Source organism: Streptomyces sp. NBC_01077, assembly GCF_045162855.1.
Lineage (GTDB): Bacteria > Actinomycetota > Actinomycetes > Streptomycetales > Streptomycetaceae > Streptomyces.
In genome coordinates this window covers 126851-142189 of the sequence record NZ_CP108669.1, presented here as the reverse complement: position 1 = coordinate 142189, position 15339 = coordinate 126851, and the positions used below count along the sequence as shown (strand labels likewise).

Here is a 15339-nt window from a genome sequence, read left to right as displayed (position 1 = left end):
AATGATCAGGGATGCACTCACCTTCTGTGTTCGTGGGCCAGAGTGCTCTCCCATAGCGGCGAAGACTCGTCAGGCGGTCGCTGGCCTGCGGGGCAGGACGGCTGCGGGGGCGCGACGACGGTCAGTGGGATGCCGAGGCCTTCACTCAGGCGGCGAGCCCGGGCGAGCACGCTGAGGGATGCTGGTGACGGGTCGGCCGCGGACAGCCGGATCCACACGTGCAGGGCGCGGTGGGCGACGAGGAGCATTTCGATCTGCAAGGCGGCAGCCGCCCGGTTGGGCACGTCCAGGTGCCCCGGGATCGTCAGACGGAGAACTCCATAGCTGGCCGCGTGCTGGATGAGCATGCTTCCTCCTGCTGTCGGGCCGTCTCTGCCGCAATGACACTCTGTGTGAGCACAGCAGAGGCAGCATGCCCATTATCTTCTTGATCTACCGATTGTGCCGATCTATCGCCGGGGTGGTGATCCAGAACCTTTGGCGGGCTCGCTGGTGGCCACGCAGTCCTGGCTCGCGGGACGGCGGACAGCCTCCCCGGATCCTGGTCACCGGGCAAGCACCTGGACCTCTTTGTGGCCACGTATACCGAGGACATCGATATCACGTATCCAGACGACACTGTGAGGCGTGTGGATAGTCTGTTCGCCAGAAGTCTTTGCCGGGCGGAGCCGGGCGACAGGCTCGCCGAGGGTAAGTGGGTTGCCGACCATGGGCGGTCGAACCCTTCGCGCCCTGGTCGTGTATCGGGTGCGTGAGGGCTCATCGACCGGTAGCGCAAATGGTGGGTCTAGCCAGGCCGGACCGGACAACTGTGTCCGGGCCGAGGCCATCAGGACCGGCGTGAGCTGCGCGCCGCCCTCTATATGGGAGATCGGCGCCGCGGTAGGGCTCAACAGCACATCGTCCGTGGCGCACCCGCTCTTGGCATTGGAACGGAAGTAGGTCCTGTACTGCGATCCGCATCGGCCCCGTTTCTACCGTGTCCGGGCCCGCTGGACCGAGGACTTCCCCCAGATGCCGACGTCGGCCGCGCTGGCGATGGCCCCGTGGTCGGCCGGATCGCAGCCAGCGCCCCGATATTGCCACGGAATCGGCGGACGATGTTCTGACCTTGCCGCGGCAGCTGGGTCGGCGAAGGCTGGCTGGTCACGTTGGGGGTGGTCGGGGACAGCATGATCGGCGCAGCGATCTGTGACGCTGGCATTCGTCACCGTGAGGTATGCGGATTCAGTGGACCACAGCGACATCGTGGCCGCGACCCTGGACGGCGAGGCCACGGTGAAGCGCCTGCGCCGTGAAGGAGACCGGGCATGGGTGATGCCCCACCCCCGACCTGTGGGCCGATTCCCGGCGACGAGGCGATCATCCTCGGCAGAGGTGCCGCGTTGCTGCGCTCTCTGTAGACCGACGCCAGTCCGCCACTTTCCAGCTCGTCCACTGTCCGGGTGCCGAAAACTTCCGGCCCCCGGCCGTTAGCCTGCCGGTATGTCAGAGCATGTCATCCCGGGTCGTAGAGGCAGCCCGATAACTCTGAGCGCCGCGGATACTCTGCGGGCCGACTCGAACACCCGACAGCGCTGCGCCGACAGCCTCTGCCCCGTTCACCCGTTCACCCGTTTTCCTGCCGACGCCCGGTCGGGGTAGCTCTATGGGCAGGGTGTGGGGGACGTGGCGCAGCAGCCGTGCGAGCTGGGGCGGGATGTTGCGGATAGTTAGGGCGGCGCTGCGTGCGTGGGCAGTTTTCTGTGCGGTGATGAGGGAACTGAGGCCGGCGCAGTCACAGAAGTCGAGCCGGTCCAGGTCGATGATGACCTGCTCATGCCTGTGGACGGTGTCGAGGAGCGTCTGGCGGATACGCGGTGCGGTGGCGATGTCGAGTTCGCCGCTCACGTACGCGACGGCCTGGCGGCCGTCGCGGATCACAAGGACATGGGTGCTCATTCCAGGCCTCCCTGCGGGGGTGACTGGCTGCCCCGGTGTGTGGTGGTGGCCAGCGAGGGCTGTGTCAGCCGAAGAGGTCGCGGACGTGCAGGGTGAGGATCTTGCGTAGGCGCTGGGGGCCGTTCAGGCCGTCCGGTGCCGTGATGGTGACGGGGGGTTTCCACTGGGCGTGGTATGCGCTCCAGAAGTCGTCCCACGCGGCTGTTTCGGTGGGGCCGTGCCCGGTGACGTGGGTGCCGGGACAGGTGACGGTGTAGCCGTCGGGGGTCAGTTGAACGGACACACCGGTGTTCGGCATCGCCATCACCTCCATGCAGGTTGTGCGGCGTGATACTGCCCTTCAGTGTGCCGACCATCGCCGCCATATACCAGCCCAAACGGTGCTCACTATTCGGGCGGGTGGCTCGCAGCGATTGAGGCGGGGGATGTGAGCAATACAAGATTGAGGCGGCATCGCCGTCCGATACCGATGCGGGGTCCGTGCGCGGCAGCAGACGTTCCGGCCCGATGGTCTCTCCCAGGTCTGGCCGGCCAGTCGACCGGCCAGGCCGGTATCCCGTACTTCGACTGCGCCGTGATCCATGAGCCCTGCACCCGGACAGCGGTCGTCGACGGGGGCTACTGTTCCTCACCCGGCCGGTAGGCTCGCGCCCCCATTGGCGCGTCTACCTGGCGCTCTTCGCCCCTGCTGGGGAGGGTGCCTGGCTGGTCCTAGGTACAGGAGGCAGCCGAAAACCTGACTACTCAGATGCACCGCGCATCCTGGCGCCACGCCGTGGGGCTGCTCGCCCGCCCTTTCCGAACCTGACAGACGCCACGGGGCGAGGGTGCCCTTGCCGTGTACGGTGCTGCGGGATAGCGGCCCCCGACATGCCGGGGAGGCCGACGTGGTCAGGGTGACTCCGCCTGCGTTCCGCCCGGATTTTCTTCGGTTTCGGGCTTCTGGGGCGGGCGCGATTCGTCGCGGCTCGCGTTGTGGTGGTCGAGGGTCTGGGTCAGTGCGAGGACGTCTGCGTGATGCTCGAGCGCTCTGAGGAGCAGGACGGCCAGTTCTTCATCGGGCCATGCGTCTTCAGGGACGGGGCCGAGGAGGTAGCCGGTGACCCACAGCCGGGCCAGCATGCTGGCGGCCGAGCCACGCAGCGTGGTGAACAGGGCCGGATCGTCTCTGGTCAGAAAACCACCTGGGTCCAGTTCCAGTCCGTCGACAAAATGCCACGCTCTGGCGAACAGTTCATCCGCGTCGTGCTCGGTCCCGGCGAAGCGGCAGGCGATGTCGTCCAGCCACACCCCGGTCATCACCCCCACAGCGTGCAGCAGGTCCCGCACCCGCTCCCCGTCATCGTCCTCGCACGCCATCAGCTCAGCGTGCAGCTCTCGCAACCCGCGCAGCAGTGCCTCGATGTCGCGCAGCGTCTCCAGGCGCAGCACCTGTGCCCGGCGTGCCGCGCCCTCGCCACCGCCGCCTGTCGGAGCGGACATGCCTTCATCGTGACCCTGCACCCGGACTCCCCGCACGCGCAGGAGTGGGCACGCACGTCCTTGGGTGATTCGGCCATCGGTACGCAAGGATGTAACCCTGCAAGCGGTCGCTTTCCGGCGCGCGGCCCCGCAGGATACCGAGACCGGGTGCATGTTCTAATCGAACTGGTGGGGTGGTAGCTCAGCTGGTCAGAGCAGCGGACTCATAATCCGTCGGTCGTGGGTTCAAGTCCCACCCACCCCACTGCGAGTCGCAGGTGATGAAACGATCTCACCTGCTATTGGGTATTTTGCTATCCAACCCTAAGCTAAGCCTTTGGTCGGGAACCACTTGGGAACGAGGGCCCCGGCTGGAGTCCTCACGTTCGTCGGCGCGGCACGAGGGGCACTGCCTTCTCGGCCGCATCGCGCCCGACTCCACCCAGCAGTTGAGGCGTGTACATATTTCCCCTCCGCTTTGATGGCAAGCGGCTCACCGTGAAGCGGTGGCAGCAGCGGGCCACGAGCGAGAAGGGCGCGACCCGTACGGTCGCGGCGCTCGGGCCGTACGGCGTCGGCCCAGCACTGCGAAGGCGTGACCGTGCTCGAAGGTGCGTACATCAACACTGGCCTCGTCGTCCCGCACCGCAAACGCCAAGGACGAGCCCTCCTGCCCGGCGAAGAAGACAACGCCGTCCGAGCCCGCGTCGAGTATGCCTTCGCCCCACATTCAGCACTACAGGATCCTCCGCGACTGCCGACAGCGCGGCCACGGCCTCCACCACGCGGTCCAAGCTGTCGCCCACACGCACAACCTCGCCCTCGCAGCATGATCAGACCAGCTGCGATCCCGGCTCCGACCTGCCCAAACGCGACCTCTGCAACACGCTTTTACTGTAGCTGGACGTCTGCGGTCAGCCGGCTCCAGGGCTGTCCCGGCCCCAGCCGGGACAGACTTGCGCCTGACGCAATCGGGGGATACCTGCCGTGTCGACCTCAGATGATCATGGAATCCTGTCTTCTGGGTGAGTGATCGCTACTCCACCCTGCAATCACGACCCGGTCCACGACCCGGTCCACGACCCGGTCCGCAAGCGGAATACCGGTGACGTCGGTGATCAGGTGGTGCGTGCTGCCCTTGCAACCCCCTAATTAACGTTCTCAGGACCGTCCACCAGCCCGAAGATCATTTCGCTATGAGTTGTAAGGCTAGTGTGCGGAGCGGCCTTGGCGGAGCCAGTGGGCGGCCGATCCCGTCGCCCTGCGGCCGTTGACCGCAGCCGTAATACCCGCGCCGCGTGCACCAGGCACCGAAGCGCCGAGTCCTCCGCATGTACGACGAGATCGCTGGCGTCCTCGACGGCATCACCAAGCGCCCCGGCCCGAAGGACCCGCCAGCGCGTGGTCGTCGACACCGCCTTCATTGACACGAACAACAGGCCCATTACGGCACCTCTGCCAGCCGGTAACAGAGCACCGTCACCGGCAGTCCTGCAGGGGCGAGGCCCCTGCCGGGGAGCGTGACGGTGAGCGGCGACGACTTGCAGGCGATGTCCTGCTGCCTACGGCCGTCGTCTGCTCAGTGCCGGTCAGTAGTTGAACCTGTAGGCGACTTTATCGATGGAGCCGTAACGGTGCCATGCGTAGTTGCAGGCGGCGGTGATGTTCGCGATGGGGTCGTAGATGTTCCACGACGTGCCCTTGACATGGTATGCGCGGAACGTTGGATCGATGACCTGCATGAGGCCCTTCGATGGAATGCCCGCTCGCGCGTTGGAGTCCCACAGGTTGATCGCGTAGACGTTTCCGCTCGACTCCCGCATTATCGTGGCGCGGATCGCCCAGGCGCTGCCGGGAATTTTTTTGGCTCGCATCACGGCGAGCGAGTGGGTAATCCACCCATCGAGTCGGTTCTTGCTGGCCGGCGCGGCGGTCGCTTGAGGCGCCGCGACCACTGTCGTGCCGGCTGCTAGCGAGAGGCCTGCCAGGGCAATGGTCATGCGCCGGACTGCTGCGGTCGTTGTCTTTCTCAAGCTTGTCAGGTTTCGCATCGGTGCGTCCTTCCTGCAATGAGCTGGAAGGACGATTGGACCGGGACGCCGGGCGTGAGCCATGGGGAAGTACTACTCAGCTGGCCTGTAAGTGATGTAGCTAACGCTCAGCGCGTTTGCCGGATGGGCGTGACTTCGCGCTACTTCTCGCCCCGAAGAGGCGGTGACTGGTATTCGTTTGATCTGCTTGGATGTTTGCTCGGTCGACGGCGCGGGCCTGGTCCGGCCCGCACCTAACGTCGAGGCTGCGCCCCGGAGTCCGTCTGCGGGCGACGACCCCACGGCGTCCCACCACCACACCGGGAGGCACACAGTGACACGAGCCGAGGGACCGCGGTGACCGCCGCGGTGGCCGTGGAAGGCCTGCAGAAGCGGTACGGCGACCACGAGGCCGTGCGCGGCGTCGACTTCAGCGTCGCCGAGGGCGAGATCTTCGCCCTGCTCGGGCCGAACGGCGCGGGCAAGACCACCACGTTGGAGATCCTGGAGGGCTTCCGCGACCGCGACGGCGGGCGGGTCGAGGTCCTCGGGCGCGATCCCGGCGTCAAGGCCGACGGCCACTGGCTGCGCGGCCAGGTCGGCCTGGTGCTCCAGGACATCGCCGTGGAGCCCTATCTGTCGGTGCGGGAGACCGTGGCCCGCAACGCCGGCTACTACCCGGACCCGCGGAACGTCGACGAACTGCTCGACCTCGTCGGCCTGAACGAGAAGAAGGGCGCCAAGGTCAAGGACCTGTCCGGCGGCCAGAAGCGCCGGCTCGACCTGGCGCTCGGCGTCGTCGGCCGGCCCAGGCTGCTGTTCCTGGACGAGCCGACCACGGGCTTCGACCCGAACGCGCGCCGCGGGGCCTGGGACGTCGTGCGCAATCTGCGGGACGACGGCACCACCATCGTCCTCACCACCCACTACATGGACGAGGCGCAGGCGCTGGCCGACTCCGTCGTGGTCATCGCCGAGGGCCGGATCGTCGCCTCGGGCACCCCGGACACGCTGGGCGGCCGCGACAGCGCCCGGACCCGGATCCGCTTCGCGCTCCCGACGGGCGCCGCGCTCGCCGACGTACCCCTGCCGGTGAGCGATGTCGAGGACGGCCTGGTGACGGCGGAGACGACCGAGCCGACGGCCGCGCTGCACCGGCTGACCGGCTGGGCGCTCGACCGGGGCACGCCGCTCGACCGGCTGACCGTGGGGCAGCCCACCCTCGAGGACGTCTACCTGAGCCTGACCAGCGAGTACGTACAGCAGGAAGCCTCCTCGCCGTCGTCCGCGGGGGAGCGCAAGGCGCCCGCCGGACGAGGCCGCCGACCCGGACGGAGCCGCTCATGACTCCCCTGATCCCCCCGACCGCCGAGACGACCGCCCCGGCGGCCTCGGCGAACCACGCGGACGCCCCGCGCGAGCGGAACCCGCTGGCCCTGCTGGGCCATCAGATCCGGTACGAGCAGCTGTCGTTCTGGCGCAACCCGCAGTCGATGGTCTTCACCTTCGTGCTGCCGATCGTCATCATCGGCATCTTCGGCGCCGTGTTCGGCGGCAGCGAGGGCCAGGACTTCTTCTTCGGCCTGACCGGCATGCAGTACTACACGCCGGTGATCGCGGCCGTGTCCGTACTGGGCGCCTGTTACGGCCAGTTGGCGATCGTGCTGGCGATGCGCCGGCAGACCGGCGTCCTGAAGCGGCTGCACGCCACACCGTTGCCCGCCTGGGTCTACTTCGCCGGTCTGCTCGTGCACTGCGTCGTCGTCAGCATCGTGGACGTGGCGCTCGTCTTCGGCATCGGCGCGCTCTACGGCGTCGACCTGCCCACCCACTGGGGCGCGGTCCTGCTGACGCTCGTCCTGGGCGCGGCGAGCTTCTGCGCGCTCGGGGTCGGCGTGGCCTCGCTGATCAAGAACTCGGAGGCGGCGCCGGCCGTCGTGCAGTTCATCCAGTTCCCGCTGGTCTTCATCTCGGGCAGCTACTTCCCGATCCACGCGGAGCTCCTCAACACCATCGCGGGTCTGCTGCCCGTGAAGCCGTTCAACGACGCCATGCTGGCGCTCTTCACCCAGGACGCCGGTTTCCAGTGGCGTGACCTGGCGGTCCTCGCCGCCTGGGGTGTCATCGGCGCCCTGATCGCCGTCCGCAGCTTCCGCTGGGACCCGCGCCCCGAGTAGCCGGGGCGAGCACCACGAAAAGGCCCGACCGGGAGACCGGCCGGGCCTTTTCGTGATCCCCGTGGGGGGTGTCTCTATGTTCTTCGTCAAGGAGGTGGTGTCTGGTGTGCGGGTGTTTGGGATGGTTATGTAGCGAGGGTGATGCTGGGGGTTCGGGACTCGTAGAAGGTGCCGTCGCGGAGCATGGCGAACAGGACGCTGATGCGTTGGCGGGCGAGCCGGAGGAGTGCCTGGGTGTGCGTTTTGCCGCGTGCTCTTTGCCGGTCGTAGTAGGTGCGTGAAGCCGAGTCGACGTTCATGCAGGCGAAGGCGGAGAGGAGCATGGCGCGTTTGAGCTGCCGGTTTCCGCCTCTGGGGGGCGTGTTCGCCGTGGATCGAGGTTCCGGATGACCTGGTCGTGGGGGCGAGACCGGCGTAGGAGGCGAGGTGGGCGGCACTGGGAAAACTGGTGCCGTCTCCGACGGTGACCAGCAGGACTGCGGCGGTCCTGACTCCGACTCCGGGCATCGAGGTCAGGACCGGGTGAAGAGGGTGGGCCTCCAGCAGAGGTGCTGATCTGGGCTTCCAGGGCTCGGCTCTGTTCGTGGACCGCGGTGAGCGAGGCGGCCAGCGACGGGACGACGACGTCGAGGGTGCCGGTTCCCGGGACCACGACGGTCTGTTCGTCGAGGGCGTCGTAGACGTCGTCGATCAGCCGTGCGGCCATGCGCGGGGCCTTGGGACGGATCAACTCGACGAGTCTGCGGCGGCCGGCCTTCCGCAGAGCGGCCGGGGACCGTATCGCTCGAGGAGCCAGGTGACGGCCGGGTGGTCCAGCCTCAAAGTCGTCCTGAACAAACAGCCTGTCATCCGGATGAATGGCGAATCCATCGGTATCCCCAAGGACAGCCCCGATGCATACGATCTCAACGTCCGCCATGCCATCCGGGTCACGTGGAGCGTCGAGTACCTGCACGCCGCACCCTGGTCAGCCGATGCCCACGGTGTGGAAAACGACAGCCACGGCTGCACCGGCATGAGCACCGGCAACGCCGCCTGGCTCTACAACACCCTCAACGTCGGTGACGTCGTCCGCGTTATCAACGGCTCCGGACAGCAGATGAGCGCCTTCGAAAACGGCTCCGGGGACTGGAACCTCAACTGGCGGGAATGGCGCGCAGGCAGCGCCCTGCCATCCTCACCCGCCCGCTACGGACCGCTCCTTCGCCCCAGTCGGCCCGAGAATCTACCCGATGATCTGAGGTTTGCATGCTTTTGCCGCGGCTGGGGCTGTGGACGCCGGGCAGTGCGCGCGTTCTCGGCAACGGTGGGGCAGGAGATTCCTCCAAGCGCAAGGCTCTGGGTAGAGGAGTCTTGTCCCCGAGCCCCTGGTTATGGCCGCATCTCGGATGGCAGGGGTGCACTCGCGCCTCCATTGCCTCTAGCGAGCCGTTTGCCGGGTGTGACGCCGAGTTTCCCGCCCTGTCGCCCTGGCGGCTGACAGGGCCTGCGTACAGGGCCGTGTCGTCGCCTGGCACAGGTATCAGCTGAGATCTGAGCGGTTTGGTGGGTGGTGGCCTCACGCTCCGGCCCTCGACCAGATACGCAATGCCGCCCACCTGGCCAGACCACAACCGTGGTGAAAGGGCGCGTGTCGCGAAGCTGAAGAACCGCAGCTTGAGCTCATCTGGACCAGAGAACTCTTGGCGCTTGGTTTGAAATGCCAGTTTTTGAGTACATTCTACTCTTCCGGTCGCATGCTGCCTCAATGCTAGCTTCCGTGGGTCACAGTTTCCCTCACGTGAATTTGAAAGGCGGATAGGGGAATTATGCTCAAGCGCATGGCTACAACCCTGATCGCAATGTCGGCGCTACTTGTGGGAGGGGCCGGCATTAGCAGTGCAGCCGAGTGGAACGGATCCTGTGAGAATAGTGAATTCTGCATGTACAACGGGACTAGTTTCACCGGGAACAGGGCTGATCTTGTGGCGACTCCCGCAGATGATTTCACCTCTTTCTGGGGTTGGGACTTCCCGGGCACTAGCGTCGATGTCGACAATGCAACAAGTAGCAGCTGGAATAGAACGATAATGCAGATCAGGCTCTACGAAAACAGTAACTGGGGCGGATCTGAAGTCCTCCATCGCGCCTCGGGCGCGGGTTGCATCGGAGGTACATGCCCCTCCTACAGTGGCCTAGGCCTTTTCAATAACAAGGCAAGCTCGATGCAGTCAGGGGTGTAACCGCCTTCCGCGTACATTTGGGAGGAATGTGCCGGCCACGCGATTGCCGTGACGCTGGCAAGGCGCCTCGTCGCGGCCGCGGCACGCCGTCAGGGCGTAGGTGGCGCTCGCGTGGTCCTGTCGCTCGCCGGGCAGGCGCTGTCCAAGATGGGTCTCACCATCGGTACCCCCGCGCGGCGACCTATCGGGCTGTGAGGCGCACAGACTATTTCCTCAGACAGACGGGGTGGTCTGTGAGGGTGTGAGCCTGTGAGGGGGAGCTTGCGCTCGTGCTTGCGTACACCCTCCGCGTCGGCCCGCGGGCGCGGAGGGGGACGGGGGCGTGGGCGAGCACGACCAGGACATCGTTGCCGGACCGGTGCGGCCGCCGCTCAGCGCGGCGCAGGCCCGGGAGTCGCGCCGGGTCTTCGCGAGGCGGGTGATCTCCACGCGCTGCATGGTTCAGGAGCAGTGACTACGGGGGCGCATAGATGACCAGCCAGGCCGGCCTGAGGGTCCCAGTGCGGTTCATGCGGCATCACCGTCACCGCATCGAGGTCCTCGACGCCGTCACAAGCCGCTACCTGGGGGCCGCCGCACATCAAGCGCAGTGCGTGAGGTAACGGCGGCCCAGGATCTGAAGGCGGCGCGCCGTGAGCGTTTCGCCGCATCAAGCCGCCACCAGGGCTCCGGTTCGCTCATGAAGTCGCGGTAGTCGCGTTCAGAGGAGCCGAAGGCGCGCCCGGTCGTGGTTGCACCTCACAGTGTCTGCCCCGCGAGATAGCGGTGCAGTGTGCGGTGAACGGTGTACAGCTCGATGCAGCGCTGGTAAGCGTCAGTGAGTCCGGGAGACTGCCGTTGGCTCACCCAGGGCTGCAGTCCAGGGTTGTGCCCGTGGATCGACCGGAAGAATTCCTTCCACCGCTCCGGAACGAAACGCAGGCCGTTCATCTGGGCCTCGGCGGCACCCAGATGGCTGTATTCAACCTGGAAGAGCGCGTCCAGCATGATCATGAATGGCAGTTGATAGCCGGAGGCTGCCCCGTTCAGCTCGTCGTTGATCCAGCCGCCGGTGAGCTGGATCTTCCGAAACTCCAAAGGATCGACCTTGGGTACGAGGTGCCGGACGCAGAAGTAGACGTTGCGCAGCGCGTCGTGAATGCACCGCAGTGCGAAGGCGCCCAGTTCGGCGTCATCCGCGGCGGCACATTCCAGTGCCAGACAACCCCAGCCGTACACCGGTACACCGAAGGATTCGACGGTGAAGAATGCACGGTAGAAGTCGAGCTCAGACTTGTTGACTCCATTGAGCCAGAAATAAGGTCTCACGTGATCCAGGGCGGTGAGATCACGATACGACACCTCTGCACCGTCTGACAGGCTGTCGATTCTCCATGCCCGCATGGTCATGATCAGCTGATTGAAGCGAGGCAGAATCCCTGTGGACTCCGAGAGTGCCGTGAGAAGCACGTTCAGGCAGGTGGGCATCTCGCTCGGCCCGCCGGCCGCCTCCAGCGCCGGGCTGCCCTGTCGCCACATGTGGTTCAGATAGATCAACGGGACCATCAGCATCTCTTGCTGCGGAAGAGGCAGGGAGATCGCTGCTTGGATGAGGTTGACCAGAGTCCCCGCGCGTGCAGCGAGGGACTCGTTTTCCCCCTCCATCCAGCGCCGGAAGGAGCGTGCGTCTTCGTGGGAGTAAAGAGTGCTTGCGGCGTCACACAGCGCGGCCATGCCTGCCAGGGGCGCGGGGAAGCGGTAGTCGGGGGACCTGGACGGCATGAATCCGGTCTGTGTCGACGCGAGCAGGCCCAATGCGTCCAGCGGCTGCCGGGCCGCGCAGCCGAGTGGATCGCCGTAGTCAAAATCCAGCCGGGTTTCCGGAAGAGCGAGCAGCGGAACGTCCCGTGTTGCCACTCCGTAGACCGGCTCGCCGAGGGCCGGGGTCCGCACCTGCGGTGAGGACAGTTCTACGGGCGGCAGGTCCGCTGACAAAGGGGTCGGGTGGGCCCGGAGCGTTTTCAGTCGCGTCGGCCAGGAGACGGGTGCCAGGTGAGGTTCGTCGACGTACAGCTGAATGGTCACAGCTAGTCACCGCCTCCGGCGCGTACGGTTGTCCTCTGTCCTTGAGGGGCCTATCCCAACTCTTCGCTGCCAAGACGAGGGCGGCATGAGTACCTACTGCTCATCCCGCCTCGATGTTGTATCGCCCCTCGTCACAGAGCAGCCCATGCCATGGAGTAGGGCGTCCAGTGTCAGCAGCTCCCGGGTCTGCGGAGAGCGGCGGCGAGAGGCCGGGCGGGCGGAGCTGGGCGCGGGTGGCGACGACCCACCCAAACCCACCGGTCGGCCTGGACGGGTGACGCAGCCGGAGCCGGGGCATCCCCATGGTCTGCTTGAGGAAGCGGAACCTGTGCTCGAGGTCGAATCTCCCGAGGAAGATTCCCCACAGACGGTCGACGTCGTGCGCGGCAGCGTCGGGTCGCTGTGCCATACGGGGGCACGGTTTCCCGGCAGGTATTCGATCGCCAGATGTAGCAACGTGCCTTCGATAATGTGGAGTTCGTTCGCCCTCGTGCCCGGTCCACGGGCCGCGGCGTTCCAGCTTCGGGTACAGGCGCCTCCAGCAGAGGGCGATGACGGCGCCGAACCGGTCGTGGACGGCGGACTCCTGGCCGGGGTCGCGTGGGTGGCCTGGTCGGTGAGGGCGACCGCGACCTGGTACGCCATCCCGGAATCGTCTGCCGCCACCCGTAACCCGGCGCGATCGACAGCTGCCGGTCACTCCCACGCGGCAGCTCAAGCCTGGCAGAACGGCCCGCAGCCGGCACACATCGATCCGACCGTCAGCCAGTACGTCGTATATCGCGCGGTGTCCCCGCCGACGCACCGCCTGAAGCGACAGCTCCGGCAGCGAGGCTACCGGACCCTCCGCGGACAACACCGCGTCCACCAGCTCGAGCAACGCACCCCCACGGCCTTGACCGTCCACCGCGGGCCGTGATGCTCGACCGCGATGAACACTGCCTGCTGCTCCTGCGCGGCCCGGTAGGCGGCGTTGAAGGTGTCGGGGTCTGTTGCGTCCGGGATCAGGCCGGCGGGGCAGGGGATCGGCAGCGGCTGCATCGGATCATTCTTCCAGGCGGAGGGGAAACCACTGTGTTGACGTGGTGCGTGTCTTTGGGGGTGTGGGCGCGTTGAGGTGTGTGACGCGTGCACTGGTCGGGGCGCCCCACGCCCGGACCCGCGCGGTCGGCGGCCCCGGTTCTACGCCTCAGCGCCGGGGCCGCCCCACAGATCCGCGGTTCCCTTTCCCGGATCATGCGACCGGCCATCCTGGTTTTTCCTCCGGACCGGGACTCCGCGCCACCAGCCAGCGACGGCCCTGGGCCGCACTGACCCGGGGCCGGGGAGGTGGCCCCCAGGCTGCCGACCAAGACCGTAAGCCTGGGGCCGTCCTGGATGGTCTCGAGGGTGGCTTTGGTTCTTGTGGCGGTCACGAGGCGTTTCTTGTGATGACAGAGGGTGGGGATGTGTAGCGTCTGAGGTAGCTGTCGTGGTTCGAAAGTTCCCTTTGCCTGCGTTTGCGGCGTGGGCGTTTTGCTGCGTGCTGTGAGGCGCGGGGACCAAGGCGGCCACCTGTGTCTTCCGCGTGGTGTGGGAGGCGTTCATCGGCTGGAAGGCATAAGACATGGCTACGGGAACTGTGAAGTGGTTCAACGCGGAGAAGGGGTTCGGTTTCATCGCCCAGGATGGTGGAGGCCCGGATGTCTTCGCCCACTACTCGGCGATCAACTCCACGGGCTTCCGCGAGCTCCGGGAGGGCCAGAATGTGACGTTCGACGTCACACAGGGCCAGAAGGGCGCGCAGGCGGAGAACATCTGTCCCGCCTGACCTTTACCGCCCAGCCCCGCGAACAAGGGCCTTGCCCTGGGTAACGGCACGCCCCAACTGGCTTTGCCCGGGGGGCGCTTGTCGACCGCGACGCGCATGGTGTCCAAACCCGGGGTCAAGGCCCATCCGCGCACGACTCCACGGCCGCCACGGGGGCACTCTTCAGTGGTGCTTCACACTGGCTGGAGTCGGCGAATGGCTGGCTGTCTCCGGGGAGGCGAAGCCCTTGTCCGTGACCGGTAGCAGGCCGGGGCGGCCGGTGACTGTGTCCGGCTCACGATCCAACATCGCCGTCAGTACCTCGCCCTCGTCTGGCCTGGGTTCGCAAGGGACCACAAGATCGGCATACAGACTGGGGTGCGCACGAGGTGTAGCCCCATGCCCCAGAGCAATCGGGAAAGGCTGGTGCAGTATCCGGCCCGGCTGGCCAGGTCCGATCGCTTCGCGGTAGGGCGTGAGCGGTCGTACTCGACCGGAGTGGAGCCGATGATTCTTGTCGAACCAGAAGTCGGTATCCGTCGAGAGAAGCCGAACCCCTATCGAAATGATCTTTGAAGTGGTTGGCAGCGCGATCTCTTCGAGTTCCGTGTAAGGACAGCTATCTGCCAGAGGCCGGGCTGAGCTCGGTTGACGGCATGCCGCCACGCTCAAGGAACAACCGGGGGCCCACCACCGGGGATGCCGCACGCGACCGCCGTGGCCCCACTGGTCACTACCTCGGGGATCTTCAAAAGCCCCCTCCATCTCCCGGCGGATCGGGGGCCGTCGCGGCGAACGCATCGCCGGACGCCCCGTCATCCGTTTGGCACCTCGCCTCCCGGCTGAGGACGCTCTGTCGAAACTGCCCCAGGCTCGCACAGGTATCTGTTTTTTGGCTTTTGGGTATTGCTTGCTCAGGGATTCTGTGCTCTGCGGGAGTGTGCTGGAGGTACCAGAGAAGGCTTCCGATCCCGCACTGGACAGGCAGTGATCCCGATGACGACGACCACGATCTCCCCAGGCGGGCCGCAGCCTCCCGTGCTGCAGGCCGTGCCGGCCGGCAGCCGTGTGTTCAGTCTGTCTCTGGAGCACGGGCACCTCGCGCCGGCCGCCGCGCGTCATGCCGCCCGCCCGGTCCTGGAGGCCTGGGGCCTGGCAGAGGACCGGGTCTACGACACACTGCTGGTGATCTCCGAGCTGGTCACCAACGCCGTCACACATGCGCTGCCCCCGGTTGTCCTGCACCTGCACGGCACCATGGACGGCTCAGGACGGGTCCAGGTCCACGTCACCGACGGCGGCCCCAACAACGCGGCTCGACCAGGGCAGCTGGGCGGCCGGCAGGCCCGACGGCGAACACGGCCGCGGCGACCTCATCATCACCGCACTCGCCGGCAGCACCGGAACCGGCAGCGAGACCGACCCCGGCCTCAACGGGCTCATCGATCACTGGGCCGACCTCGACGCAGCCTGAACAACCGTCCTGGCACCCGGCAAGAACCCCCACCCACGGCCGACGCCCGCAACGAAGACGACAGAGCACTCAGCCCCGCGAGAAGCCGGAGGCAGCCGTGCGAGCGGACAAGGAAGGGCACGGTATTCGTCGAGGAGACGAGACCCGCAGGTGCCTGAGTACGTCTTCGTGGTGTTCTCCG

General features: G+C 66.5%; 15 protein-coding genes, 1 tRNA gene and 2 pseudogenes. 11 read left to right on the top strand and 7 right to left on the bottom strand.

The features are described from left to right. Window positions 1–17: 17 nt before the first annotated feature. Window positions 18–347: a hypothetical protein gene (locus OG462_RS00670; RefSeq protein ID WP_406053575.1), complete on the bottom strand. Its 330-nt coding sequence runs from the start codon at window positions 345–347 to the stop codon at window positions 18–20. A 361-nt stretch (window positions 348–708) separates the two neighbouring features. On the opposite strand from OG462_RS00670, the gene OG462_RS00665 reads away from it, so the two are divergent. Next, the gene (locus OG462_RS00665; RefSeq protein WP_406066279.1) at window positions 709–942 is read left to right on the top strand and encodes a hypothetical protein; all 234 of its coding nucleotides are present in this window, start codon (window positions 709–711) and stop codon (window positions 940–942) included. 249 nt (window positions 943–1191) lie between these two features. Further along, on the top strand, window positions 1192–1476 hold the full coding sequence (locus OG462_RS00660; protein WP_406053573.1) for a LexA family protein: 285 nt from the start codon (window positions 1192–1194) through the stop codon (window positions 1474–1476). 12 nt (window positions 1477–1488) lie between these two features. Here OG462_RS00660 and OG462_RS00655 read toward each other — a convergent pair whose 3' ends face one another. The 3 genes from OG462_RS00655 to OG462_RS00645 form a co-directional block, all read right to left on the bottom strand. Then, window positions 1489–1941, bottom strand: a complete 453-nt coding sequence (locus tag OG462_RS00655; RefSeq protein ID WP_406053571.1) for an STAS domain-containing protein — start codon at window positions 1939–1941, stop codon at window positions 1489–1491. Between the two features lie 64 nt (window positions 1942–2005). Next, on the bottom strand, window positions 2006–2239 hold the full coding sequence (locus tag OG462_RS00650) for a hypothetical protein (protein WP_406053569.1): 234 nt from the start codon (window positions 2237–2239) through the stop codon (window positions 2006–2008). Between the two features lie 593 nt (window positions 2240–2832). After that, the gene (locus OG462_RS00645; protein WP_406053568.1) at window positions 2833–3423 is read right to left on the bottom strand and encodes a hypothetical protein; all 591 of its coding nucleotides are present in this window, start codon (window positions 3421–3423) and stop codon (window positions 2833–2835) included. A 170-nt stretch (window positions 3424–3593) separates the two neighbouring features. Between OG462_RS00645 and OG462_RS00640 the strand changes: the two genes are divergently transcribed. Both OG462_RS00640 and OG462_RS00635 read left to right on the top strand, forming a co-directional pair. Then, window positions 3594–3667, top strand: a tRNA-Ile gene (locus OG462_RS00640). A gap of 315 nt (window positions 3668–3982) precedes the next feature. After that, window positions 3983–4235: pseudogene (locus OG462_RS00635) on the top strand (IS5/IS1182 family transposase); the annotation flags it as partial. Between the two features lie 756 nt (window positions 4236–4991). Here OG462_RS00635 and OG462_RS00630 read toward each other — a convergent pair. Beyond that, on the bottom strand, window positions 4992–5402 hold the full coding sequence (locus tag OG462_RS00630) for a transglycosylase SLT domain-containing protein (protein WP_406053566.1): 411 nt from the start codon (window positions 5400–5402) through the stop codon (window positions 4992–4994). Between the two features lie 387 nt (window positions 5403–5789). Here OG462_RS00630 and OG462_RS00625 point away from each other — a divergent pair, with 387 nt between their 5' ends. Continuing rightward, complete coding sequence (locus tag OG462_RS00625; protein WP_406053564.1) at window positions 5790–6779, top strand: ABC transporter ATP-binding protein; 990 nt, start codon at window positions 5790–5792, stop codon at window positions 6777–6779. Continuing rightward, the gene (locus OG462_RS00620) at window positions 6776–7609 is read left to right on the top strand and encodes an ABC transporter permease (protein ID WP_406053562.1); all 834 of its coding nucleotides are present in this window, start codon (window positions 6776–6778) and stop codon (window positions 7607–7609) included. The genes OG462_RS00625 and OG462_RS00620 overlap by 4 nt, the downstream gene beginning before the upstream one ends. Before the next feature lie 125 nt (window positions 7610–7734). On the opposite strand, the pseudogene OG462_RS00615 reads toward OG462_RS00620, so the two are convergent. Next, window positions 7735–8428: pseudogene (locus OG462_RS00615) on the bottom strand (transposase); the annotation flags it as partial. 34 nt (window positions 8429–8462) lie between these two features. Between OG462_RS00615 and OG462_RS00610 the strand changes: the two are divergent. From OG462_RS00610 to OG462_RS00600, 3 genes are all read left to right on the top strand, one after another. Continuing rightward, window positions 8463–9089, top strand: a complete 627-nt coding sequence (locus OG462_RS00610) for a L,D-transpeptidase (protein ID WP_406066277.1) — start codon at window positions 8463–8465, stop codon at window positions 9087–9089. A gap of 328 nt (window positions 9090–9417) precedes the next feature. Next, window positions 9418–9831 (top strand): peptidase inhibitor family I36 protein, encoded by a 414-nt coding sequence (locus OG462_RS00605; protein WP_406053560.1) that lies wholly within the window; start codon window positions 9418–9420, stop codon window positions 9829–9831. Window positions 9832–10153: 322 nt separating this feature from the next. Continuing rightward, on the top strand, window positions 10154–10285 hold the full coding sequence (locus tag OG462_RS00600) for a hypothetical protein (protein WP_406053558.1): 132 nt from the start codon (window positions 10154–10156) through the stop codon (window positions 10283–10285). Between the two features lie 284 nt (window positions 10286–10569). Here the strand turns inward: OG462_RS00600 and OG462_RS00595 are convergent, their stop codons facing one another. Then, entirely contained in the window at window positions 10570–11895 is a 1326-nt protein-coding gene (locus OG462_RS00595) for a hypothetical protein (protein WP_406053557.1), read from the bottom strand. 1606 nt (window positions 11896–13501) lie between these two features. Between OG462_RS00595 and OG462_RS00590 the strand changes: the two genes are divergently transcribed. Further along, entirely contained in the window at window positions 13502–13705 is a 204-nt protein-coding gene (locus OG462_RS00590; protein WP_406053555.1) for a cold-shock protein, read from the top strand. A gap of 975 nt (window positions 13706–14680) precedes the next feature. Then, the gene (locus tag OG462_RS00585) at window positions 14681–15316 is read left to right on the top strand and encodes an ATP-binding protein (protein ID WP_406053553.1); all 636 of its coding nucleotides are present in this window, start codon (window positions 14681–14683) and stop codon (window positions 15314–15316) included. Window positions 15317–15339 lie beyond the last annotated feature (23 nt).